The 21,629-nt window shown below is 41.4% G+C and carries 24 protein-coding genes; 9 read left to right on the forward strand and 15 right to left on the reverse strand.

Annotation, left to right across the window (positions count from 1 at the left end):
* Positions 1 to 104 precede the first annotated feature (104 nt).
* The 3 genes from DSL64_RS12320 to sucD form a co-directional block, all read right to left on the reverse strand.
* Entirely contained in the window at positions 105 to 887 is a 783-nt protein-coding gene (locus tag DSL64_RS12320) for a uroporphyrinogen-III synthase (RefSeq protein WP_115831208.1), read from the reverse strand.
* A gap of 41 nt (positions 888 to 928) precedes the next feature.
* Positions 929 to 2,107, reverse strand: coding sequence for a DUF4271 domain-containing protein (locus DSL64_RS12325; protein WP_115831209.1), 1,179 nt, complete (start codon positions 2,105 to 2,107; stop codon positions 929 to 931).
* A 63-nt stretch (positions 2,108 to 2,170) separates the two neighbouring features.
* On the reverse strand, positions 2,171 to 3,049 hold the full coding sequence (sucD, locus tag DSL64_RS12330) for a succinate--CoA ligase subunit alpha (RefSeq protein WP_115831210.1): 879 nt from the start codon (positions 3,047 to 3,049) through the stop codon (positions 2,171 to 2,173).
* A gap of 108 nt (positions 3,050 to 3,157) precedes the next feature.
* Between sucD and DSL64_RS12335 the strand changes: the two genes are divergently transcribed.
* The gene (locus DSL64_RS12335) at positions 3,158 to 3,754 is read left to right on the forward strand and encodes a hypothetical protein (protein WP_115831211.1); all 597 of its coding nucleotides are present in this window, start codon (positions 3,158 to 3,160) and stop codon (positions 3,752 to 3,754) included.
* A 103-nt stretch (positions 3,755 to 3,857) separates the two neighbouring features.
* Positions 3,858 to 4,343 carry an azurin gene (gene azu / locus DSL64_RS12340; RefSeq protein ID WP_115831212.1) on the forward strand — a complete coding sequence of 162 codons (486 nt, stop codon included), beginning with the start codon at positions 3,858 to 3,860 and terminating at the stop codon, positions 4,341 to 4,343.
* A gap of 74 nt (positions 4,344 to 4,417) precedes the next feature.
* On the opposite strand, the gene DSL64_RS12345 is transcribed toward azu, so the two are convergent.
* A complete protein-coding gene (locus DSL64_RS12345; RefSeq protein ID WP_115831213.1) occupies positions 4,418 to 4,948 on the reverse strand; it encodes a TlpA family protein disulfide reductase in 531 nt (176 codons plus the stop codon).
* Positions 4,949 to 5,118: 170 nt separating this feature from the next.
* On the opposite strand from DSL64_RS12345, the gene DSL64_RS12350 reads away from it, so the two are divergent.
* The gene (locus tag DSL64_RS12350; protein ID WP_115831214.1) at positions 5,119 to 6,480 is read left to right on the forward strand and encodes a tetratricopeptide repeat protein; all 1,362 of its coding nucleotides are present in this window, start codon (positions 5,119 to 5,121) and stop codon (positions 6,478 to 6,480) included.
* Positions 6,481 to 6,552: 72 nt separating this feature from the next.
* On the opposite strand, the gene DSL64_RS12355 is transcribed toward DSL64_RS12350, so the two are convergent.
* The 3 genes from DSL64_RS12355 to DSL64_RS12365 all read right to left on the reverse strand — a co-directional run bounded on the left by DSL64_RS12355 (position 6,553) and on the right by DSL64_RS12365 (position 8,251).
* The gene (locus DSL64_RS12355) at positions 6,553 to 7,263 is read right to left on the reverse strand and encodes a superoxide dismutase (RefSeq protein ID WP_115831215.1); all 711 of its coding nucleotides are present in this window, start codon (positions 7,261 to 7,263) and stop codon (positions 6,553 to 6,555) included.
* 25 nt (positions 7,264 to 7,288) lie between these two features.
* The gene (gene recR, locus DSL64_RS12360) at positions 7,289 to 7,903 is read right to left on the reverse strand and encodes a recombination mediator RecR (RefSeq protein ID WP_115831216.1); all 615 of its coding nucleotides are present in this window, start codon (positions 7,901 to 7,903) and stop codon (positions 7,289 to 7,291) included.
* Positions 7,904 to 7,975: 72 nt separating this feature from the next.
* Positions 7,976 to 8,251 carry an ATP-dependent Clp protease adaptor ClpS gene (locus DSL64_RS12365; RefSeq protein ID WP_115831217.1) on the reverse strand — a complete coding sequence of 92 codons (276 nt, stop codon included), beginning with the start codon at positions 8,249 to 8,251 and terminating at the stop codon, positions 7,976 to 7,978.
* 141 nt (positions 8,252 to 8,392) lie between these two features.
* Here DSL64_RS12365 and DSL64_RS12370 point away from each other — a divergent pair, with 141 nt between their 5' ends.
* The 4 genes from DSL64_RS12370 to DSL64_RS12385 all read left to right on the forward strand — a co-directional run bounded on the left by DSL64_RS12370 (position 8,393) and on the right by DSL64_RS12385 (position 11,710).
* Positions 8,393 to 9,853 (forward strand): sodium:solute symporter, encoded by a 1,461-nt coding sequence (locus tag DSL64_RS12370; protein WP_115831218.1) that lies wholly within the window; start codon positions 8,393 to 8,395, stop codon positions 9,851 to 9,853.
* A gap of 14 nt (positions 9,854 to 9,867) precedes the next feature.
* Entirely contained in the window at positions 9,868 to 10,353 is a 486-nt protein-coding gene (locus tag DSL64_RS12375) for a GtrA family protein (RefSeq protein WP_115831219.1), read from the forward strand.
* Positions 10,354 to 10,524: 171 nt separating this feature from the next.
* Positions 10,525 to 11,094, forward strand: a complete 570-nt coding sequence (locus tag DSL64_RS12380) for a hypothetical protein (RefSeq protein WP_115831341.1) — start codon at positions 10,525 to 10,527, stop codon at positions 11,092 to 11,094.
* Positions 11,095 to 11,311: 217 nt separating this feature from the next.
* Complete coding sequence (locus tag DSL64_RS12385; protein WP_147300360.1) at positions 11,312 to 11,710, forward strand: hypothetical protein; 399 nt, start codon at positions 11,312 to 11,314, stop codon at positions 11,708 to 11,710.
* Between the two features lie 39 nt (positions 11,711 to 11,749).
* Here the strand turns inward: DSL64_RS12385 and DSL64_RS12390 are convergent, their stop codons facing one another.
* The 7 genes from DSL64_RS12390 to galE all read right to left on the reverse strand — a co-directional run bounded on the left by DSL64_RS12390 (position 11,750) and on the right by galE (position 18,920).
* Positions 11,750 to 12,112 carry an MGMT family protein gene (locus DSL64_RS12390; protein WP_115831221.1) on the reverse strand — a complete coding sequence of 121 codons (363 nt, stop codon included), beginning with the start codon at positions 12,110 to 12,112 and terminating at the stop codon, positions 11,750 to 11,752.
* Positions 12,075 to 12,665, reverse strand: coding sequence for a DUF3109 family protein (locus tag DSL64_RS12395; protein ID WP_115831222.1), 591 nt, complete (start codon positions 12,663 to 12,665; stop codon positions 12,075 to 12,077). Before DSL64_RS12395 ends, DSL64_RS12390 begins: the two co-directional genes overlap by 38 nt.
* Positions 12,666 to 12,678: 13 nt before the next feature.
* Entirely contained in the window at positions 12,679 to 15,129 is a 2,451-nt protein-coding gene (locus tag DSL64_RS12400) for a LysM peptidoglycan-binding domain-containing protein (RefSeq protein WP_229217058.1), read from the reverse strand.
* Between the two features lie 32 nt (positions 15,130 to 15,161).
* Positions 15,162 to 15,806 (reverse strand): O-methyltransferase, encoded by a 645-nt coding sequence (locus DSL64_RS12405; protein WP_115831223.1) that lies wholly within the window; start codon positions 15,804 to 15,806, stop codon positions 15,162 to 15,164.
* A gap of 48 nt (positions 15,807 to 15,854) precedes the next feature.
* Complete coding sequence (gene rfbA / locus DSL64_RS12410) at positions 15,855 to 16,721, reverse strand: glucose-1-phosphate thymidylyltransferase RfbA (RefSeq protein ID WP_115831224.1); 867 nt, start codon at positions 16,719 to 16,721, stop codon at positions 15,855 to 15,857.
* A gap of 127 nt (positions 16,722 to 16,848) precedes the next feature.
* On the reverse strand, positions 16,849 to 17,904 hold the full coding sequence (gene rfbB / locus DSL64_RS12415; RefSeq protein ID WP_115831225.1) for a dTDP-glucose 4,6-dehydratase: 1,056 nt from the start codon (positions 17,902 to 17,904) through the stop codon (positions 16,849 to 16,851).
* Entirely contained in the window at positions 17,901 to 18,920 is a 1,020-nt protein-coding gene (galE, locus tag DSL64_RS12420) for a UDP-glucose 4-epimerase GalE (RefSeq protein ID WP_115831226.1), read from the reverse strand. Before galE ends, rfbB begins: the two co-directional genes overlap by 4 nt.
* Positions 18,921 to 19,133: 213 nt before the next feature.
* Between galE and DSL64_RS12425 the strand changes: the two genes are divergently transcribed.
* A complete protein-coding gene (locus DSL64_RS12425) occupies positions 19,134 to 19,982 on the forward strand; it encodes a transglutaminase-like domain-containing protein (protein WP_115831343.1) in 849 nt (282 codons plus the stop codon).
* A 3-nt stretch (positions 19,983 to 19,985) separates the two neighbouring features.
* Here DSL64_RS12425 and DSL64_RS12430 read toward each other — a convergent pair whose 3' ends face one another.
* A complete protein-coding gene (locus DSL64_RS12430) occupies positions 19,986 to 20,615 on the reverse strand; it encodes a 4'-phosphopantetheinyl transferase family protein (RefSeq protein ID WP_115831227.1) in 630 nt (209 codons plus the stop codon).
* A 49-nt stretch (positions 20,616 to 20,664) separates the two neighbouring features.
* Here DSL64_RS12430 and DSL64_RS12435 point away from each other — a divergent pair, with 49 nt between their 5' ends.
* Complete coding sequence (locus DSL64_RS12435; RefSeq protein ID WP_229217061.1) at positions 20,665 to 21,612, forward strand: WD40 repeat domain-containing protein; 948 nt, start codon at positions 20,665 to 20,667, stop codon at positions 21,610 to 21,612.
* Positions 21,613 to 21,629 lie beyond the last annotated feature (17 nt).

Here is a 21,629-nt window from a genome sequence, read left to right on the forward strand (position 1 = left end):
CCTTGTTATTTATATGAATCAATAACGCATATTGCTCAAAAAAATTGACAATATCAGTAAAAAGGCCGGGAAAATTTCCCGGCCTTTTTACTGATATATCGTTCTTAATTATTGTTGGCCTCTTTGATATAAAGTTCAAGAGCACCCGTCATAGACGGCGCATTAGGCAAAGGTGCCTGAATATCAAGTATTAAACCTGCATTTTCAACTGCTTTTGCTGTAGTTGGCCCAAATGCTGCAATACGTGTTGCATTTTGTTTGAAGTCAGGAAAATTGTCGAATAAAGACTTAATTCCCGAAGGGCTGAAAAATGCGATAATGTCATAGAAAACCTCGGTAAGATCAGACAAGTCTGCAGATACAGTCTGATACATCGTAGCTTCTGTGAAATGGAACTCTTCAGTATCTGCAAATTCAGGAATGTCGTTTTTCCTGACATCTGAACAAGGATACAGGAACTTCTCTTTCTTGTGCTTACGCATCAGTTCAATAAGTTCTGCGGCTGTTTTGGTACCTGCAAAAATCTTACGCTTGCGGATAACGATGTATTTTTGAAGATAATTAGCCGTCTGCTCTGAAATACAGAAGTACTTCATCGTAGCCGGCACCTCTATTCTACCTTCATTACAAATCCTGAAAAAATGGTCAATCGCATTACGGCTTGTAAAAATGACCGCTGTATGATCAAGAATATTCACTTTTTGCTTCCGGAACTCCTTATAAGAAACTCCGTCAATTTGGATGAAGGGACGAAAATCTACTTTGACATTGTACTTACGTTCTAACTCAAAATAAGGGGAATTTTCGTCTGCTGGTCTGGATTGGCTAACCAATAGACTGGTAACTTTTGTTAACCGATCCTGATCAAATTTGATAGTCTCACTCATGTATAAGCCTCAATTAGTTTGTTCCCGCTGGTTCGGAAAATCTACAATGCAAACTTTATACCAACGATCAGCGGGATAATTTCAATGACGCAAAGGTACGAAAATAAATACAGATTAATAAAAGTACCCGGCGGTGTGGTGACGATATACAGGGTAATGAAACGGATGGTGTAAAAAATCAGGAAGGGAATTAAAATGTACGGACGTACAGAATCCAGCCACAACGGTCCGTTAAAGGTTAGCATAAAAACAAGAAGAAAAACCGCTACATAAAACAGGTAAGATGATTGGACTATTTTAATAAAGACAATGTCAACCACCTTATCAAGGTTCAGCATATTCCCGATCATCACCATAAGAATGTACTTGCCATAGTACAATAAAAAAAATATTCCTGAGATCAGGAAAAAATCTCCGACAAGCTGAAAGGCGTTCCCCTTCTCGGAAAGAATTGTACTGACAGAAAATATATTTATTTTGTTCACCGCGAGGAAAATGACCACAAAACTACTCAACATGGCAACCACCAGCACAAATAGAATAATACTGTTGCTATATGGTTTGTAGAACTTGGTAAGCGGATCTCTCGGATCATTTCTGAGGAAATCAACCGGATTTATGAGTCTGGTGAAAGCCAGAGGATTCGTATTATGCAGCCAGGCACTCAGCATTAACACCACCAGCATCGCCATCACAGCAAAGCTACCAAAAGGAGAAAAGTTAATTGGCTTGATATTAATAAAGCTTGATGTTCCTGCTTGTAAGCCAATAGCATCATTCGTCTGCCGTTGGTTGCACAATAAAAGATCCTTATCCCCTATTCCTGCACTTCCGTATACCGTAAAAAGCAGTTCATCTCTCTTGTATATCCTATAAAGACTATCAATACTTAAAACAAGCCATTCCTGCTGAGGCACTTCCTTTTGCAACGCGCCTTCTAAAAAAAGATAACTCTTACTTTCAGTTTTAAGTAATAAAAAGTAATTCCTGTTCTTAACAAGATCTATGTATGTACTCACATACCTGGAATCATCATTGATTTCCTGAGAGTACGGAACATAGTTTTTATACTGGCCATTATAGACAAGCCAGTCATTCTGATAATTGTAAATGGGGATAAAGCGGTCGGGAGGAGTGATTCTCGGACCAGCTAAGGAATTGCTCCCGGTTAACAACAGGATTGTAAAAGCCCAAAAAAGGAATGATAGTATGGACTTCATCGTATATTAAAAAGGGCGGGGTTTCCCCAGCCCTCTTGAAGTATTATTAAGATAGATTATCTGTTATTTTCTTCCCAAAGCAAGAAGCATTGTCTCTCCGATCAATGCTGGTGACTCGGCAACGAAGATACCAGACTCTTTCATGATACGGATTTTCGCCTCAGCAGTATCATCAGCACCACCGATAATCGCACCTGCGTGACCCATACGACGACCTTTCGGTGCAGTCTGGCCAGCGATGAAACCAACAACAGGTTTTTTGTTTCCGGTTGATTTGATATAGTGAGCTGCATCTGCTTCCATGCTTCCGCCGATTTCACCGATCATAACGATTGCTTCAGTTTCGTCATCGTTCATCAGAAGTTCAACTGCTTCTTTTGTAGTTGTTCCGATAATCGGGTCACCACCAATACCGATAGCTGTAGTCTGTCCCAAGCCTACACGTGTAAGCTGATCAACCGCTTCGTAGGTAAGTGTTCCTGATTTGGAAACAATACCAATAGTACCTTTTTTGAAAATAAAGCCAGGCATGATACCTACTTTACACTCATCTGCTGTAATAATACCAGGACAGTTAGGACCAATCAGACGGCAGTTTTTGCCTTTGATATACTCCTTCGCCTGCATCATATCCTTTGTAGGAATTCCTTCTGTGATACAAACAATGACACTAATACCAGCATCAGCGGCTTCCATAATAGCATCTGCAGCAAACGCCGGCGGCACAAATATGATAGATACATCTGCTCCGGTTGCACGTACTGCCAGATCAACGGTATTGAAGACAGGTCTCTCAAGATGAGAAAGTCCGCCTTTGCCAGGTGTAACACCACCTACCACGTTTGTACCGTACTCAATCATTTGCTGGGCATGAAAAGAGCCCTCAGAACCCGTAAATCCCTGAACTATAATCTTAGAATTTTTATTAACTAAAACGCTCATGTTGGTAAATCTGTTTTTTTGGTAAAAGTAGGACGAAAAGCACGAAGTAGCAAAATGTAGCCATAATTTGTAAATTGCTTTTTTGAGATTATTCCGCCTTTTTGAGATATGCCCATTAATCCTAACCTATTTTCAAACCTGACGCTTTGCCTGACAGGAATATTCGTTTTTTACAAGTACCTCAGCCGCCAACCTTATTTCAACCGCTTGCTGTGGAGTATATTTCTGCTTACTATTTCGCTCACTGCATTTACTGAACTGCTGATGTTTACAGGACTACGCTTACCCGATAGCTTCCCTGTTATTGCTCTATCCCTGGAACGCACGCTGGGTTCGATAGCTGTTGTTTCAGCAACGTGGTGTCTTATTATGCGCTATAAATCAGGCCAATTTCTTTTCTATTCCACAGTACTGATCGGGCTATTGCTTTTTTATTGCATTGTGTGGTACCATGTTGAGTTCATGGGGCTGATCATCCAACCTCTTTGTCTTATCATTACATTGCTGATTTGTTGCCTCGGACTCGCCGGAAAGCAAACCAGCGCCTTATGGATCATATTTTCCATGATGTTTGTTGCGCTGGCTACCAAATCCAGAGAAATTCCGATCCCGATGAGTCCGCTGGATATAAACCGTTATATGATGACACTCGCGGTGCTGTGCTCAGGAAGGGCGCTAAGAGATGAATTCAAAGTCCTTTTCTAATCTTTTGTTTTTTTCAAACAATTGTTAATGTGCTATTTTTTTACTTTATCATCTATTAAATTGCACGAGTAATTCAAATTAACAAGTTTACTATTATTCAAATATGAAAAGGATCAGTTTTAGCGTATTGTTTCTTGCTTCTGTTATCGCTTTTGGTGCATCTGCAACTACTGTAAATGCAGCTAGTAAGGTTGAAGTTAGTGATGCAAAACAAGAAAAAGCCATAGTTATAAAAGGTAGCGATGCCATGCAGTTTGACCTTAAGGAAATTAAAGTTAAAGCTGGCCAGAAAGTAAAACTTACTTTGACTCACTCAGGTAAGCTTGCTAAAGCTGCAATGGGACACAACTTCGTATTGCTTAAAGCAGGTACTGACGTAGCTGCCTTCGGATCGAAAGCTGCTGCTGCCCGTGAAACAGAATATATTCCTAAATCAGAAGCAGCAAGCATTATCGCTCACACGAAACTTGTAGGTGGTGGCGAAAGCGACACAATTACTTTCACTGCTCCTAAAAAAGGAACATATACTTATATCTGCAGCTTCCCTGGTCATTATGCTTTGATGAAAGGAACTTTCATCGTAGAATAATTTCAAGAAGGTTATAAATGAAGAATGCCACGACGATTGTTGCGGCATTCTTCATTTAATAGCAAACCTACTGTTTAAATTTCCGCGATGTGCTTGTCAATAAGCTCGATAATTTCCGGACGATCCCACTGTGAGGCTCCCACTTCCTGCGCCAATACTTTTCCTTTATAAATAATGTAAGTACGCGGAATAGCATTTCCGTCGAGCAAAGCCGGATACGCTCCCGCAAATTGATAGAACGGTAGATTATATCCCTTGCGCTCTACAAAAGGACTCACAATGGAAAAGTCTTCATCAGAAACGATATAGAAAGCAACCTTCTGATTATCCTTATATTTATCATATAATGTCTGGATACCTGGCATTTCCATATTACACGGTCCGCACCATGTAGCCCAGACATTCAGAAAAACAAGCTTATCTTCCTCCATTGCAGACTGCTCACCCGCAGCGTTGCTCAGGCCTGACAGGTAAACACCATTTGCCTCTGCCGGAGCTGCTGTTTCTTCTGTTACATTCCCGGTACGAACGAATACAAAATACACCGCCAGCGCAGCTACAACTGCCAAAACTGGTACTATTACTTTTTTCCCCACTGTTGCCATCGTATTTATTCTATAAAATTTTTATTTCTCACCTCAAAATTATGTATAAAATCCAGAATGGTTTCTCTAACCTGTTAACAATACATATTACTTCTAAATACAAAGGAGATTTTTAGATACTTTTACCATTAAAATTCACACCACCCATATTAAAGGAAACGTTTACCTTCATGAAACCTTTACTTCTATTTACCCTTTTACTGGCTTCTGCCAGTCTCTCACACCACACACTTGCCCAACGTTCTGCTGCAGAATTTTTTGATGATGGAAACACAAAAGCGGGCAAAGGAGATTTCCCCGGCGCGGTCCAATCCTACACCACTGTAATCGGCATGAGTCCTCAGCATGCGCCCAGTTTTTTCAACCGCGGATTAGCCAAAGCAAACCTTAAAGATCACAGAGGAGCTATCGCTGATTATAACAGTGCCATCGACTTCGATCCTAAGGTTGGTCTTTATTATCAAAGCCGCGGCGTTAGCAAAAGCATATTGGAGGATCACCGCGCAGCAATTATGGACTATTCTAAAGGAATTGAGCTCGATCCCGAAGATGCTAAATCTTACTATAACCGTGGGGTGAGCTATGCCAAAATTCTCAACCATCGTAATGCATTAAGTGATCTTGATCATGCACTATCCCTGCAACCGGATGATCTGCCGACATTATATGCCAGAGGTAGCTGCAAGCAGGATTTACAGGAATATGCCGGAAGTTTGGCTGATTTTACCAGAGTGATTGAATTAAGTCCGAAAAGAACCGGTGCATATGTAGGTCGGGGACTTGCCAAGTTAGAACTTGGTGACTACCCGGGATCGATAGCTGATCTCACAAAGGCCATAGAACTAAGCCCTGAAGACGCCAGTTTATATAACAAGCGCGGATTTGCTAAAAATAAGGTAGAAGATTTTAAAGGAGCGATCATTGACTTTGACAAAACGATTGAACTCAGCCCTGATAGTTATGAAGCATTTTATGGCAGAGGGTTTTCCAAGGGCAAGCTGAATGATCAGCGTGGCGCTATTATGGATCTTACCAAGGCTATAGAACTCAAAAACCTGTATGTTGGTGATCCCAAGAAAATCGTTTACTCAGGAAAGATAACAAGGGAAATTCTCGACGGTCTTCGGGATGAAGTGAAGGAACGTGTTAAAATTGAGCCCCTTACGAGTGAGCGTGCAGAGGCGTATTATTTCAGAGGAATTAACAAATCAGCGATAGGCGATAAAAAATCAGCAATCATTGATTTCACCACAGCGATTGAGCTGAACCCTACTTACTCCAACGCATATTTTGCAAGGGCAATGACCCGGTCCTCAACGGGCGATCAGATGGGCGCAGTGCTTGATTTCAACAGTTCCATCAAACTTCGGTCCGACTATGCAGAAGCTTACTACCTCAGGGGAATCCTTAAAAACAGTCTGGGAGCAGTAAATGATGGCTGTCTGGATATGAGCAAGGCTGGAGAATTGGGTTACCAGCAGGCATACAAAGTAATTGGCAACTATTGCAATACGCCTGGTACGAAGGAATAAAAAACAGAGCCGGGAGAAAAATCCTCCCGGCTCCTTATAAATCTGTCTATTCAGATCAAACTTAAAGTATTATCAGGCTTTTTTGAAGTTCTCTACTACTTTATCCCAATTTACAACCTGCCAGAATGCTTTGATGTAATCAGGACGCTTGTTCTGATAGTGCAGGTAATAAGCATGCTCCCATACATCCAATGCTAACAGAGGCGTTCCTTTAATATCCGAAACATCCATCAAAGGATTATCCTGATTAGGAGTTGAACCGATGGACAATTTACCGCCCTTGGCTACTAACCATGCCCAGCCTGAACCAAAACGTGTTGTAGCTGCTTTTCCGAATTCTTCTTTAAATTTCTCGAATGAACCGAATTGAGATTTGATAGCATCTCCCAGTGCTCCTTTTGGTTCTCCACCTTTCCCTGGCCCCATCACTTCCCAGAAAAAGCTGTGATTCCAATGTCCGCCACCATTGTTACGGATAGCAGCAGGAGCCTTACTGATTGTTTTAAGAATCTCTTCCAGCGATTTTTTTTCAAATGCAGTTCCCTTCACTGCATCATTGAGATTTTTGACATAGGCAGCATGGTGCTTTCCATAATGTATCTCCATTGTCAATTTATCAATATTGGGTTCCAGCGCGCCGAAATCATAAGGTAACGGAGCTTGTTTAAATGGAGCCGTCTCCAGCAAAATATGCTCTGATTCAGATGCAAATGTTTGTGTTCCCAACGCTCCTACTGCAAGAGTACCTCCTGCAAGGGTGCGCAAAAAATCGGTTCTATTCATTGTTTCAGCGTTATTAATTTATTCATCAATCGTAGGCCACCCGGCTCACGATACTTCTGCCCAAAGTAATTTCATCGGCATATTCCAGATCACCTCCAATAGGTACTCCTCTGGCAATAGTACTAACTTTTACTCCGGTAGCTTTTAATTTTTTCTGTAAATAAAATGCGGTAGTATCACCTTCCATAGTCGGGCTGAGCGCTAGTATAATCTCATTCACATCATCGCGACCTTCCTTTTTCTCAACACGGCTAAGCAATGAATCAATGTGTAAATCCGAAGGCCCGATACCTTCCAGCGGAGAGATGATTCCCCCTAATACATGATACAGGCCTTTGTACTGGCTCGTGGCTTCAATGGCAAGTACATCGCGCGTATCCACAACAACACATATAATAGAAGCATCTCTACCTGCATTATTACAGATAGCGCATAGCTCCTGATCAGCAATGTTATGACAACGGGAACAATAGGTGGTTTTTGTTCGCATATTTACAATTGCATCTGCGAGTGAACGTGCTTGTTGTTCTTCTCTTTTCAGCAAATGTAGTGCCAGACGTAATGCAGTTTTCTTTCCTATTCCTGGCAGGCGGGAAATTTCTACAACTGCTTCCTCAATAAGACGTGAGGGGTAGTTCATGGGGACGTGTAAAAATAAGGCGAAATTCCGTTGAGTACTGTATGAACAGTATTTACCGTCCGGAAAAAATAATCAATGTATCTCTGCTGAAATACCGCGGCGACAAATCTCAGTGCGCATGCCCAGCAATTCATCGAATTCTCCCTCTTTTACAGAACACTTTCCTTTATAGTGTATGATCAATGTACATTGTTCAGCCTGCTCACTGGTATGGTTACAGACCTCGACCAAGGTATCAATCACCCAATCGAAAGTATTCACATCGTCATTAAAAATGACCAGTCTCTTTATATCGGTTTCAATCGTTTTTTCCAGAATTTCAACCTCGGTATCCGTAAGCGCTTGCATAACAACCAAATTTCTGTTTGATTAGCAAATCTAATTAAAAACAGACACTAACAGAAGACATTTATCTTCTTTAGATAACCCACTTTCATTTTATATTCATTTGCATTTCATAGAACAAACTTTACGCACCACAAACTTGATATGAATCCGTACATCTCTCTCATTATCCTGATTCTCTATTTCGGGATGCTGATCACAGTGTCTATCTACACTTCCCGTGGAGCTGATACCAACACCTTTTTCACCGCCAATCGCCAGTCTCCATGGTATCTGGTAGCATTTGGCATGATCGGAACTTCGTTGTCCGGAGTAACTTTCATCTCAGTCCCCGGGGCAGTCGCCAATATTCAGTTTTCTTACTTTCAGGTTGTTATAGGATACATCTTAGGCTATCTGGTGATAGGTACCGTTTTGATGCCTCTGTATTACCGGCTCAATCTGATCTCAATCTATTCTTATCTGGATCAGAGATTCGGATTCTGGTCTTATAAAACTGGTTCGGGATTTTTCCTGCTCTCCAGAACAGTAGGCTCAGCTGTACGTCTTTATGTTGCTGCTCAGGTATTGCAGCTGGCTCTTTTTAAGCCACTTGGAGTGCCGTTTGAAGTAGCTGTTGCTATTACCATTTTCCTGATCTGGATATATACCTTCAAAGGTGGTGTGAAGACAATTATTATTACAGATACCCTTCAAACCTTCTTTTTGATCACAGCCGTGATTCTTACAATCGTACTCGTTTCTAACGAACTTAATCTCAGTGGCGCTTCAGCTATTTGGAAGACCGTACAGGAAAGTAAGTATTCCCAGATTTTCTACTGGGACACCAATGATCCTAAAAACTTCTTCAAACAATTCTTTGCCGGTGCTTTCATCGCGATAGTAATGACGGGACTTGATCAGGATCTGATGCAGAAAAACCTGACTTGCAAGAATATTGGAGAAGCTCAGAAAAATATGTTCTGGTTCACGGTAGTTCTGGTTATCGTTAACTTCCTCTTCCTTTCACTCGGCGCATTGCTGTACGTATATGCTGAAGCGCAGGGCATAGCTGTTACTGCCAAAACAGATGATTTTTATCCAATGCTGGCTTTAAATCATTTGGGGGTAGTCGTAGGTATTACATTTCTTCTGGGAATCACAGCTGCAACTTATGCCAGTTCAGACTCGGCGCTCACCGCCCTGACCACTGCCTTCTGTATCGACTTCATGAGTATTGAAAAACGTCCGGAAGAACAACGGTCATCTATCAAATTCTGGGTACACGTAGGCTTCTCGGTAGTCTTTTATATAGTAATACTGATTTTCAACAGATTAAACAGCAAGGAAGTAATCACCGCAGTTTTTGACCTTGCTGGTTATACATATGGCCCGCTTCTCGGACTTTTTTCCTTTGGCGCTTTTACCAAACGTGCGGTGAACGACAAGTTTGTTCCTGTCATCTGTATCGCAGCTCCGGTAATCACTTACATTATTAATGACAATTCAGCTGCATGGTTCAATGGCTATCAGTTCGGCTTCGAACGTCTCATCATTAACGGACTGATCACGTTTATTGGATTGTACCTGCTCAAAGGCTATAAACCGAATGCTTTGATAGCATAAAAACTGAGCTATAAATGAAAAGTGACCTGATCAATGTCCGGGATGTTGTAGCCTACTTTCTGGTTGCTTCCGCCGGGGTAATAGTACAGCTGTTGGTCGGGTCACTTTCTCAGGAATGGTTCGCTCTATCATTCCGCCAATCACTTATTCTCGGATACATCCTGGCCTCCGTAGTGGGATTTATTCTTACAAAAATGTTTGCATTCAGCAACAGGAGTAAGGAAAAGAGCAGAAGGGAGATGATCAAGTTTGCGATGGTGACTCTGTTGTCATTTGCAATCACTGTTTATGGATCTGATTTTCTCTTTACTATTTCTAAAATTACTTTCGGGGTATACACACTTACCATTCCCTTTTCCGTAAAGACCGTAAATATTAACCAGTTGTGCAGTCAGATCGCATGTATGGGCTTAAGCTTTGTCAGTAACTACACATTACACAAGAAATTTACCTTCCAGAATACCGGCTTTTATGAAAGGCTGAAGAGATTGTTATTCTGACAAAAAATCAAAATAATATATTACAAATATTTCTTCATAAAATATTAAAAATGATTAACTTCCTGATAGAGTCATATGATGATTAATTGAGTTCTTTTCAAGCGTAAATGGATGTTGAAATTGAAGAATGCAGTAGCCAGCTTTTTTTATCAAACTAACCGTTTTACCGAAATGAAAACATCAGCATTAATTCTAGTCGGAACGTTGGCTTGCTTATCCTGTACAGACAAAGCCAATGAAACAGCCAGCAAAGAGGCCAATCTTGACAACGAGAAAAAGGCCATCTATGCAACTATTGATAACGAAACCAAAGCCTTCTTTAACAGAGATTACAATGCCTGGAAGGCCACCTATGCGCAAACCGACTATGCTTTTCAGGCATGGAGCAATCGGGATGGTACTTTTGACTCCAATGTAGGTTGGGAGGATATTGATAATCTGATAGGTAAATACATTACTGACAATCCCGAAAAAAGCCACCCCAAAGTCGAACGTAAAAATATCAAGTACAAATTTTACGGAGACAATGTAGCTTATCTCACATGGGATCAGTTTAATAGTGACAGAGACGAGAAAAACTTCCATCACAGCAAGGAGGTTCGTCTTATGGAAAAAATAGACGGTCAATGGAAAATAGTATGTGTATCCGCTTTCTGGGATTATAAAAACGTAATCCCCGGCAGCAGGCTCCCAATGATTCAGAAAATTGCAGCTGAGAGCAGAGGTAAGGATAAGATCTAGGAATGTTCAGAATTAAACAGCTTTGTTCGGATATGAACAGATTTAAAATCAGCAAAAAAACTTACAAAATACACAAATCAACACAATAACAACTGAATAGCAGCAAGTTACAAAAGGATGTAATCAGATAATCGTTTGGCAAATGATTTCTGGCACATCCTTTTTTTAATAGCTATTGACCGGACATCTGGTCATAAACTATAAAACTTACATAGCCATGAAAATTATCATCTCAAAAATCGTTTTAGTTGCCACTCTGATTTGCTCTCTGTCCTCATTTACCACTGACAAAAAAGCAGATGCGATGGCTAAAGCTGAAGCTGCAAAGCTTGCCGGGTTTGGTGCTTCTCTCTTCCAGTTGAATAACACGTATAAAGTGAAGCTTTCAGTAGATAAGAAAGAAGACTCCTATCTGCGGATTATTTTGAAAGATCAGCTTGGGCGTACGTATTACAACGAACTTTATGGCAAGAAGGAAAGCCAGTATCGCCGTACTTTTGACTTCACCGACATGGCCGATGGCACTTACCAGTTTGAGCTTGTTTATAAGGATCACAAGCTTACGAAAGAAGTACAATTGGAAACAAACCAGGATCGCGTTTTCATTCTTCAATAAAACAAATGGGGTCGGACTGTAAAATCCGACCCCATTTTCTTATGTAAGCTCCTTTTCAGGATCCCAGAAATATTTGTCCCAATTTTGAATCTGGTCATCCTTTACCTCCACTCCCTCCTTTTCCAGACGTTCCCGCATTGTATCAGGCGTTTCAAACAACAACCTGGCCGTCAGCACACCTTCCTTATTTACGACCCTGTGCGCCGGCAGTCCCGGCATTGTATAACTACTTCCCATGGCCCAGCCTACAATACGAGCCCCACGTTTATTTCCAAGATAAGCTGCAATAGCTCCATAAGATGTAGCACGTCCTTCAGGAATCAATCTCACCACATCATATACATTCCGGAAAAAGTCTTCGTTTTTACTTTTTCTCTTGTCGTCTTGCTTCTTGTCGCTCATCAATTTCGTCTTCTAATTGGGTATACCAGCCAGGACCATAAGCTCTGATCAAAGGTTCTTTCAGAAACTTATAAACAGGAACTCCAAGCTCCTTACCAAAATCGCATGCCGGACTGCAAATATCCCACCTGTCATAATTCAGAGCATGATACTGATCGTATTTCGTAATCCTGATGGGGTATAAATGACACGAAATAGGTTTTTTAAAGCTTATTTTACCATCATTATAGGCGTCTTCAATTGCGCATTTCAGCATACCCTTTTCATTATAGACTGCATACACGCACTCACGATTGTCTATCACCGGCGTTACATAGTCTCCTTCGAAGTCGGTTGTATACGTTCCTTCTTTGGCAATAACAGCTTTTGCTGCTTCTGTAAGATAGGGTTCTACAATCGGGTAAATCTCATCCATAATAGCGAGCTCGTCTTCTTCCAGAGGAGCACCGGAATCTCCTTCCACGCAGCATGCGCCCTTACACTTGTCCAGGTTGCAAACAAACAACTGGTCCTCTATATCATCACTGATGCACGTATTATCGATGAGTATCATTATCTTATCACTACTATTTTTGTGGAATTTTCAGCTTCTGCCCTACAGAAACATTATTTCCTGATATATTGTTCAATCTCTTAATTTCTTCAATCTCAACACCATAATTCACCGAGATGCGGAAGAGTGTTTCACCGCTGGCTACTGTATGTGTTCTGAATCCCTGAGGAGTATTACTACGAACCGCGTTACGGCCTGCACCTGTTCCCACCTTCAATTGCTGACCCGAAATCAGTTTATTCGGAGAGGTCATGTTGTTTAGCGCCATCAGCTCATTCAAACTGATGCCGTAGGTCCTTGAAATACTGTAATACGTTTCGCCCGGCTGCACGGTATGATACTTGGCGCCCACATCTGTTTTCTCAGCCACTATTCTTTCAGCTTCTCTCTCAATTCTTGTTGGCCCGGTTGGAGTTGTAACTGGCGTAGCAGGTATTTCGGCCTCAACTACTGAACCGGACGAATCTTTTATCCGCAACCTCTGCCCTACCATCAGTCCTTTTCTTCCCCCTGAACTGTTCATATCCGTCAACTCTGAAACGTTCATTCCATACTTTCTCGCAATACTATAATAGGTTTCACCGGATTTCACGATATGTATACCTTCTCTGGCTTCTGCATTCGCCGGAGTTACAGGCTCAGTCTTCACAACCTTTTCAGCAGCTGCTTTTTCTGCCGCATTTCTTTCGGCTATTTCCCGTTGCTTTCTTGCGTAAACAGAATTAGAAGCATTGTTCCCGGCATTAGACGTATTGTTCGTGGCTGGTTCCGATTTTACCTCAGTGCTTACCGGACGTTCCGCCTTTTTCCCATCAGCCGTATTTCCATTACCTGATTTAAAGGTATTATCATCTCCCTGTGTGATAATCACCACTCTATCATTAGGATCAGAAGCTGTCACGGCTGGCTTTACAACCGGTACAGTCACAGTTGGTGTCACTGCCGGCTCAAATTGCTGCTGCTCTTTTGCTATACTGCTCTCGCTTTTCTCAACCAACACTGGGGTATACTTTTTCCTGCCTGCTGCATTAACCGGAATATCCTGAGTAGCGGTTGTGCTTGTCTTTTCAGGCGTACTTGTGTTCTCCGCTATTACTGGAACCACTACATCTTTCGACGTTGGTGTTTCTGGTTTGATAATTTCTATTGGTTGTTTTTTCGGGCGTTTTTTGGTCAGCCACAAAACCTGTCCTGTCTGTACAGGATAATTCCGGCTGATTGTTCTGTTATAATTAAGCAAACTTACCAGTCGCACACCGTATTGCTGGGAAACGCTGTGCCAGGTATCTCCTGGTCTTGCTGTATGGAATGGCGTAGCGGCCTTCTTATTCTTTTTTGCCAGGTAATAAACATTTCCAGGAATAAGAGGCATATCTCTCACCATATCGTTATTACGCATAAATCTGGTCATTCTCAGATTTCCTGCTTTCGCTATGGTTTTTGGCTTGTCTCCCGGCAATGCTTCTATACCAGGTAACCCGTTTATTTCGTAAAAGTTATGTCCGCTTTTACTTGACTGTACATTCGATTTCTTAAGAATAGGGAAACCTGTTTCATCATAGGCAGACGCTGCTGCAACCGCCTGAGCAGGTAATGACAATTTCTCACGAACAACCGCTACCTGATCCAGTGGAACGGGAACAGCAATCAAATACTCGCGGTCTGTTGGTATACGTCCTGTGTTAACCCATTTGTTGTACGATTCAAGTTCTTTCGAATTGATTCCCAAATCCTTACCGATCTCATCAAACGATTGTCCTTTACCATACTCCGATTCAAGCAATACGATTTTATTCGTACTTCTGTGTTTTTCAATGCCTGCTTCCAGAGCAATTTTATGCGCAAAAAAACGCAACATATAGCGGTCTGTTTTCCCGTTCAGCGTTACTTCTCTTGCATAAGCCCAATTGGCAGGAACCACTTTCTTGACACCTCCCGCTCCTAGATAATAGGAGTACAGAGAGGATACCCAGTTATTAAACTGCTGATTATTTTTTTTGAGATACCATGCTGCAGCGTGTGTAGATGAGCTGATATTTTTTCTTTCGTCAACTTCCTTATCAACTCTAAGATTGAGTTCAACTGCAGTTTCCGGCTTAAACTGCCAATAACCTACAGCATTGGAACTGGAAACTACGTCAGGTCTGAAAGAACTCTCCTGAACTGCAAGATACTTGAAGTCAATAGGCACCTCTTCATCCATCAGGATACTTTCAACAATAGGAAAATGCAGAATAGCACGCTCCATTTTTTCTTCCCAGAACTTCTTATTCGACATCAGGTTCTTGATATCTTCCTGAATCAGGTTCTGAGCTGACCTGTCAAACTTTACTGTTATTCCCCCAAATGAAACGCTGGCAGGGATGTCTGGCGTTTGAGCTCTTGCTATACTGAAAGTCAGAGCCATTACAACTGCCCAACAAGAAAATGCTATCTTATATTTTGCGATGAAAATTCTGGTCATATCCGTTTTTGCTGATACTACTAAGTTGGCGATTATAATTTTTGAAGAATCATTAATCCATCCCGAATCGGAAGCAACAGGTTTGAGACTCTCTCATCCTCATGTACCATCCGGTTAAATTCAATTAATAGTTGAGTATCCTTGTCCGATTTTTTAAGCTCTGAATGAGTTACTTTTCCACTCCACAATACATTATCTGCGATAATGAAACCTCCTTTTCTTACCTTTTCAAGACAGAGGTGGAAATACGCAATATAATTCTTTTTATCAGCATCAATAAAAGCGATATCAAAGTCACCCGTCAGGGTCGGGATAATATCGACTGCATTACCGATACGATAATCTATTTGCTGAGAGTAAGGGGAATTATCAAAAAAAGCGCGGGTCATTGTTTCCAGCTCTTCATTGATATCTATAGTGACCAATTTGCCCCGGTCTGTAAGGCCTTCACAGAGGCATAATGCCGAATAACCTGTGTACGTCCCGACTTCTAAAATATGGTCGGGACGTATCATTCTTGAAATCATTGACAGAAACCTACCTTGCACATGACCCGAAAGCATCCGTGGATTAAGCACTTTCGCATGGGTCTCCCGGTTCAGCTTTCGAAGCAGATCACTTTCCTCTTCCGTATGTTGGGCGGAATACTCCTCAATTTCTTCTGCCAGAAACTTCATTCAATATCAATAATGTGGTATAATATATTCTTAGTAACCAATCACCTGTTAAAGATGAGCAACCAATTGTTCCAGATAAGTACCATACCCGCTTTTCACCAACGGTTTGGCTATTTCGCGAAGTTGATCTACTCCAATAAAGCCCATCCGGTACGCGATTTCCTCTATACAGCCGATTTTTAATCCCTGACGTTCCTCGATTACCTGTACATATTGGCCAGCCTGCATCAGCGATTGTATTGTTCCTGTATCCAGCCATGCCGTTCCACGGTTCAAAACACCTACTTTCAGTTTTCCACGTTCCAGATAGATTCTGTTCACATCTGTGATTTCCAACTCTCCACGAGGTGATGGAGGTATTGTTTTAGCTATTTCGACTACATCATTGTCATAAAAATACAAACCAGGAACCGCGTAATTGGACTTTGGCTTCTTCGGTTTTTCTTCGATCGAAATTGCTTTCTTATCTTCATCGAACTCTACTACACCATAGCGTTCAGGATCCTGTACCTGATAAGCAAAAATAACTCCGCCGTCAGGATCATTATTAGATTGCAATAATTGGGAAAGGCCTGAGCCATAAAAAATATTATCGCCCAGAATCAATGCTACTTTATCGTTACCGATAAATTCCTCACCAATAATAAAAGCCTGAGCCAGCCCATCCGGACTTGGTTGAACTGCGTAGCTGAATTTACATCCCAATCGGGTTCCATCTCCCAGCAGCTTCTCGAAATGAGGCAGATCATGCGGTGTGGAAATAATCAGAATTTCTCTGATGCCGGCAAGCATCAATATAGAAAGTGGATAATAGATCATCGGCTTGTCATATACAGGCATGAGTTGCTTGCTGACTGCCAAAGTAAGTGGGTGTAAACGTGTGCCAGAACCGCCGGCGAGAATAATTCCTTTCATATGTATAGCAATCGGCTGTCAGCTGTCTGCTGTCAGCTATTTTTGAATATTTGTTTAAAAACGAATACTGTTGAAGGGCTTTTTGACCCTTCAACAGTATTTAAAAACTTGTACAATCAGCCAATAATTATCTGGCTGCGTACATATCAGCATAGTACTTCTGGTAGTTACCCGAAGTAACATTTTCTAACCATTCTTTATTGTTAAGGTACCAGTCAACTGTGCGTTCCAGCCCTTCTTCAAATTGCAGGGATGGTTTCCATCCCAACTCTTCTGAAAGTTTGGTTGCATCAATCGCATAACGGAGATCGTGTCCTGCTCTGTCTGTTACGTAAGTGATCAGCTTTTCAGTTTCACCTTCTTCACGGCCCAGCTTCTTATCCATCGTTCTGCACAACAGCAATACCAGATCGAGATTTTTCCACTCGTTATGACCACCGATATTGTAGGTTTCCCCATTTTTTCCATCGTGGAAAATCACATCAATAGCGATCGCATGATCCTCTACGAAAAGCCAGTCTCTCACGTTTTCACCTTTCCCGTATACAGGAAGTGGTTTACCAGCCAATATGTTATTAATCATCAACGGAATCAGCTTCTCGGGGAAGTGATTAGGTCCGTAGTTGTTTGAACAGTTGGAGATGACAACCGGCAAATTGTAAGTATTCTGGTAAGCACGTACGAAATGATCAGACGAAGCTTTCGACGCAGAATACGGTGAACGGGGGTCATACTTTGTATCTTCTGTAAAGAACGTACCCGGATCGTGAAGCTCTCCGTATACCTCATCAGTAGAAACGTGATAGAAGCGACGGCCAGTAAAGTCATCCTTCCATGCTTTTTTTGCCGCATTTAGCAAATTAACGGTTCCTACCACATTGGTCATTACAAATGACATCGGATCGGAAATAGACCTGTCAACATGACTTTCTGCAGCAAGGTGAACGATTCCATGAAAATCTCCTTCACCAATCAGCTTATCTATAAAAGCAGCATCAACAATATCTCCTTTTACAAAGGTATAGTTAGGTGCATTTTCAATATCACGCAGGTTTTCAAGGTTCCCTGCGTAAGTCAGTGCATCAAGATTGTAAATATGATATTCAGGGTGATTCGTTACGAAACGTCTTACAACGTGCGATCCGATAAAACCCGCCCCTCCTGTAATTAAAATCTTCTTCATTTTTTTGGTGTGATTTTTAGTTGCCAGTTCCACGCATCTCTCAATGCGTCAGCCATCGTTTTTTCGGCTTTCCACTTCATTACATTGTTGACCTTATCTGACTGGGCATATATTTTTTCAACATCCCCTTCTCTTCTCGGTCCGATTGTATAGTTAAGCCTAACGCCATTTACCTCTTCAAAAGTATTGATCAGTTCGAGAACGGTATAACCTTCACCTGTTCCGACGTTAAAAACATCATAGTAGTTATCTTTTTCTTCTTCATTCAACCGCTCCAATGCTTTCACGTGCGCTTTTGCAAGATCCACAACATGAATAAAATCCCGTATACAGGTTCCATCTTCAGTATCATAATCATTTCCGAAAACCGTCAGAGAGGCACGAAGTCCCGCTGCTGTCTGCGTAATAAACGGTACCAGATTACTTGGAACTCCATTTGGCAATTCACCTATTAATGAAGATTCATGTGCGCCGATCGGATTGAAATATCTCAGACTGATGGCCTTAATATCCGGACGCGAATAAACATGATCTCTGATGATATCTTCCGCAATCGCTTTCGTATTGCCGTAAGGAGAAGTGGCTGGCTGACGTGGAGTCAGTTCTGTAACAGGTAGTTGCTCTGGCTGACCGTACACGGTGCAGGAAGAAGAGAACACAAAATTTTTCACATTAAACTCCTTCATAGTCCGAAGAAGCACCAGCAATGAAATAAGATTGTTTTCGTAATAATTCAGAGGCTTATCTACCGACTCCCCTACTGCTTTATATGCCGCAAAGTGGATTACTCCGTCAAATTTTTCCTTCTCGAACAGCTCTCTTACCTTTTCAGTGTCGTTACAATCAATATTGTAAAAAGGGAAATCTTTGCCGGTGATTTCTCTAATACCCTTTAATACATCCAGATTGGAGTTATAGAGATTATCGACAATAACTGGTTGATAACCAGCCCTATCTAGTTCTACCACTGTATGGGAGCCTATAAAACCCACACCGCCAGTAACAAGAATTTTCATAGTAATGTGCTGTTGTTTTCAGATTTCGTGGAACGTTATTTTTAGCCGAGTCAGTTTTCTTTAAACAAAAAGAAGAATTTCCCCCTGTTAATCTGATCAACAAGAAACGGCAAAAAAGCCATTTTTTTGCGGGCAAAAGTAGAAAATTTGACGTCCATAAAAAAAAATTGTTTTTATTTAACCCGTTGATTGAACAAAGCTGAACTGAGGAAAATGAACCAGAGAGAAATAAAAGCGCTGATATCCCTGCTTGATGACGAGGATCATGAAGTAAGTCAACATGTTGAAGATAAAATATTGTCTTTAGGCGGAAATGTGATTCCATTTCTTGAAACGGAATGGGAGGAAAGTTTCGATCCGATCATACAAAGAAAGATCGAAGAGCTCATTCATGAGTTGCAACTCAGCATCATGATTGAAAGACTCCAGACCTGGAAAAATGGTGGGGGGCTGGATCTGATGGAAGGAATGTGGATTCTTGCCACCTACCTGTATCCCGATTTATCTCTGGACAAACTCAAAGCATCGGTTGAACAGCTGTATTATGATATCTGGATTCAATTTCAGGAAGAAATGAATGCTGTGGATCAAATCAAGCGGATCAACAGTATTTTCTTTGGTTCCATGAACTTTGCTGCCAATACCAAAAACTTTCATTCTCCATCCAATTCTATGGTGAATGTGGTTCTGGAAAGCAAAAGAGGGAATCCTATTACATTATGTGTGATTTATCTTCTGATCGCACGCAAGCTGGGCATGCCTGTGTATGGAGTTAACTTACCCAATCTGTTTGTCCTGACCTATAAAAACGAGGCAACTCAATTTTATATTAATGTATTCAATCGGGGAATAATCTTTTCAAAGACAGATATAGATCATTATATAGCCCAGCTGAATATCAAATCAAAAGATATTTTCTACCAGCCATGTACTAATCTGGAGATTATTCAGAGGGTACTTCGTAATCTGATTCTGTCCTATGAAAAGACGAGTGATCAGGAAAAAAGTAAAGAAGTTGAGAAAATACTGAAGTCGACGCTGGACGATCAAAATGAAGAGTAAATCTCACAATGAGATGGCAAGACAATGATCTTCAATCCAAAATAACTGAATCGGTGAACTGACTATCTTTTCATCGTCTGTGAGTGTGCCGGAAATTACCAATTGATCGGACTCGAATGGATGGATTAATATGTCGTGTTTAAAACTAATCTTTTTCTTGCCATACAGCTTGTAAAGCGCTTCTTTGGCGCACCAGTAAATACAAAGCCTGGTTATGTCGTTGCCGGAATGTTCAAATTCTGCTTCCGAAAGAAACTTTCTGGCTGTGCGAATGAGCTTTTCACTTCTTTTCTCCATATCAATTCCTACGGAAGATTCGAGATTCAATACTGCGGCGACGTAATCTGCTGTATGAGTAAGAGAAATATGCGAGCCATTGTTCACAAGGAATGCTTTACCATGTTCATCCTTGTGCAGTCCTTCGTATAGGATACCGAACTCTTCAACCAGTTTTTTGATCAACAACCTGCTGGCCAGCCATTCTCTGATTTTCTGCGGATGGCTGATAGAAGCCAGCTCATCCATATTATTCACCTGACCCAGCATTTCTCTGAGCACAGATTCGTCTTCCGTTAGGTTCCACAAAAGCAGCGTGGTATTCGCATCAATCTTTTCAGAATGAACGAGGGGCATAATAATTCTGTTTAAAATTCCTGCAAGGGTCGTACTTTAGCCGTTGGCAATGCCGGCTAAACATAACAAAGCATTGCTGAATCAGTTACTCACCATGAATGTTCGCAAAATTGATACTTTTTCCGGTCACAGAGACAGTGTTTACACAATTATTTCTGATGGCAGCACCAGTGGATTTTACTCAGCCGGTGCTGATGGATTCGTAATCCAGTGGGATTTAAAGAAGCCAGACATGGGAAAACTCGTTGCCAGAGCTGGTTCGTCAGTTTATGCCCTATGTTTTGATCCTGAAAACAATCAGCTTTGGATCGGTCAGAATTTTGAAGGCATTCAACTTCTGGATGTAAGCAGCGGCCAGATTTCCAAGAGTATTAAAATAACAACCGCTGCGATTTTTGATATAAGAATATATAAAGGAAAAGCCATTGTTGCGTTAGGAGACGGAGTGATCGTAATTATTGATATTGAGTCTTTTGCAGTCCAAAAGCATATCAAGGTTTCGGAGAAAAGTATCCGTACGCTTGCAGTCAATCCTGAAACCAATGAATTGGCTGTAGGAGATAGCAGCCACAACGTTCATATTTTCAGCCTTGCTGATTTCAATCTGAAACAGACTATTCAGTCTCATACCAATTCTGTCTTTTCTGTACGATATTCGCCGGATCACCGTTATCTTCTCACCATGGGACGCGATGCACATGTAAAGGTTTGGGATGTTGCGAATGGATATGAGCTGATTCACAATATAGCTGCTCATATGTATGCCATTAATCATATTGAATACAGTCCGGATGGCGAATTTTTCGCTACCTGCAGCATGGATAAATCTATCAAAGTTTGGGATAGCAGGACATTTAAACTACGGAAAGTCATTGACCGGTCCCGGCATGCAGGGCATGGTACTTCGGTTAATAAATTGCTATGGAGCAGCTATCAGGATCAGTTGATATCGTGCAGTGATGACCGCACTATTTCGGTTTGGGAAATCCAGGACTAGAATACTTTTAAAATGGT

It is taken from the genome of Dyadobacter luteus (assembly GCF_003383615.1).
Lineage (GTDB): Bacteria > Bacteroidota > Bacteroidia > Cytophagales > Spirosomataceae > Dyadobacter > Dyadobacter luteus.

What these genes read in the sequence shown, in the direction of transcription:
- DSL64_RS12390 (WP_115831221.1), bottom strand. Translation starts at nt 12,112, where the DNA reads ATGAGCGACAAGAAGCAAGACGACAAGAGAAAAAGTAAAAACGAAGAC.
- DSL64_RS12405 (WP_115831223.1), bottom strand. Translation starts at nt 15,806, where the DNA reads ATGAAGTTTCTGGCAGAAGAAATTGAGGAGTATTCCGCCCAACATACG.
- DSL64_RS12375 (WP_115831219.1), top strand. Translation starts at nt 9,868, where the DNA reads ATGAAAAGTGACCTGATCAATGTCCGGGATGTTGTAGCCTACTTTCTG.
- DSL64_RS12350 (WP_115831214.1), top strand. Translation starts at nt 5,119, where the DNA reads ATGAAACCTTTACTTCTATTTACCCTTTTACTGGCTTCTGCCAGTCTC.
- DSL64_RS12425 (WP_115831343.1), top strand. Translation starts at nt 19,134, where the DNA reads ATGAACCAGAGAGAAATAAAAGCGCTGATATCCCTGCTTGATGACGAG.
- DSL64_RS12365 (WP_115831217.1), bottom strand. Translation starts at nt 8,251, where the DNA reads ATGCAAGCGCTTACGGATACCGAGGTTGAAATTCTGGAAAAAACGATT.
- azu (WP_115831212.1), top strand. Translation starts at nt 3,858, where the DNA reads ATGAAAAGGATCAGTTTTAGCGTATTGTTTCTTGCTTCTGTTATCGCT.
- DSL64_RS12435 (WP_229217061.1), top strand. Translation starts at nt 20,665, where the DNA reads ATGCCGGCTAAACATAACAAAGCATTGCTGAATCAGTTACTCACCATG.
- DSL64_RS12370 (WP_115831218.1), top strand. Translation starts at nt 8,393, where the DNA reads ATGAATCCGTACATCTCTCTCATTATCCTGATTCTCTATTTCGGGATG.
- sucD (WP_115831210.1), bottom strand. Translation starts at nt 3,049, where the DNA reads ATGAGCGTTTTAGTTAATAAAAATTCTAAGATTATAGTTCAGGGATTT.
- DSL64_RS12400 (WP_229217058.1), bottom strand. Translation starts at nt 15,129, where the DNA reads ATGACCAGAATTTTCATCGCAAAATATAAGATAGCATTTTCTTGTTGG.
- DSL64_RS12385 (WP_147300360.1), top strand. Translation starts at nt 11,312, where the DNA reads ATGAAAATTATCATCTCAAAAATCGTTTTAGTTGCCACTCTGATTTGC.
- DSL64_RS12325 (WP_115831209.1), bottom strand. Translation starts at nt 2,107, where the DNA reads ATGAAGTCCATACTATCATTCCTTTTTTGGGCTTTTACAATCCTGTTG.
- galE (WP_115831226.1), bottom strand. Translation starts at nt 18,920, where the DNA reads ATGAAAATTCTTGTTACTGGCGGTGTGGGTTTTATAGGCTCCCATACA.
- recR (WP_115831216.1), bottom strand. Translation starts at nt 7,903, where the DNA reads ATGAACTACCCCTCACGTCTTATTGAGGAAGCAGTTGTAGAAATTTCC.
- DSL64_RS12335 (WP_115831211.1), top strand. Translation starts at nt 3,158, where the DNA reads ATGCCCATTAATCCTAACCTATTTTCAAACCTGACGCTTTGCCTGACA.
- DSL64_RS12395 (WP_115831222.1), bottom strand. Translation starts at nt 12,665, where the DNA reads ATGATACTCATCGATAATACGTGCATCAGTGATGATATAGAGGACCAG.
- rfbA (WP_115831224.1), bottom strand. Translation starts at nt 16,721, where the DNA reads ATGAAAGGAATTATTCTCGCCGGCGGTTCTGGCACACGTTTACACCCA.
- DSL64_RS12345 (WP_115831213.1), bottom strand. Translation starts at nt 4,948, where the DNA reads ATGGCAACAGTGGGGAAAAAAGTAATAGTACCAGTTTTGGCAGTTGTA.
- DSL64_RS12430 (WP_115831227.1), bottom strand. Translation starts at nt 20,615, where the DNA reads ATGCCCCTCGTTCATTCTGAAAAGATTGATGCGAATACCACGCTGCTT.
- rfbB (WP_115831225.1), bottom strand. Translation starts at nt 17,904, where the DNA reads ATGAAGAAGATTTTAATTACAGGAGGGGCGGGTTTTATCGGATCGCAC.
- DSL64_RS12380 (WP_115831341.1), top strand. Translation starts at nt 10,525, where the DNA reads ATGAAAACATCAGCATTAATTCTAGTCGGAACGTTGGCTTGCTTATCC.
- DSL64_RS12320 (WP_115831208.1), bottom strand. Translation starts at nt 887, where the DNA reads ATGAGTGAGACTATCAAATTTGATCAGGATCGGTTAACAAAAGTTACC.
- DSL64_RS12355 (WP_115831215.1), bottom strand. Translation starts at nt 7,263, where the DNA reads ATGAATAGAACCGATTTTTTGCGCACCCTTGCAGGAGGTACTCTTGCA.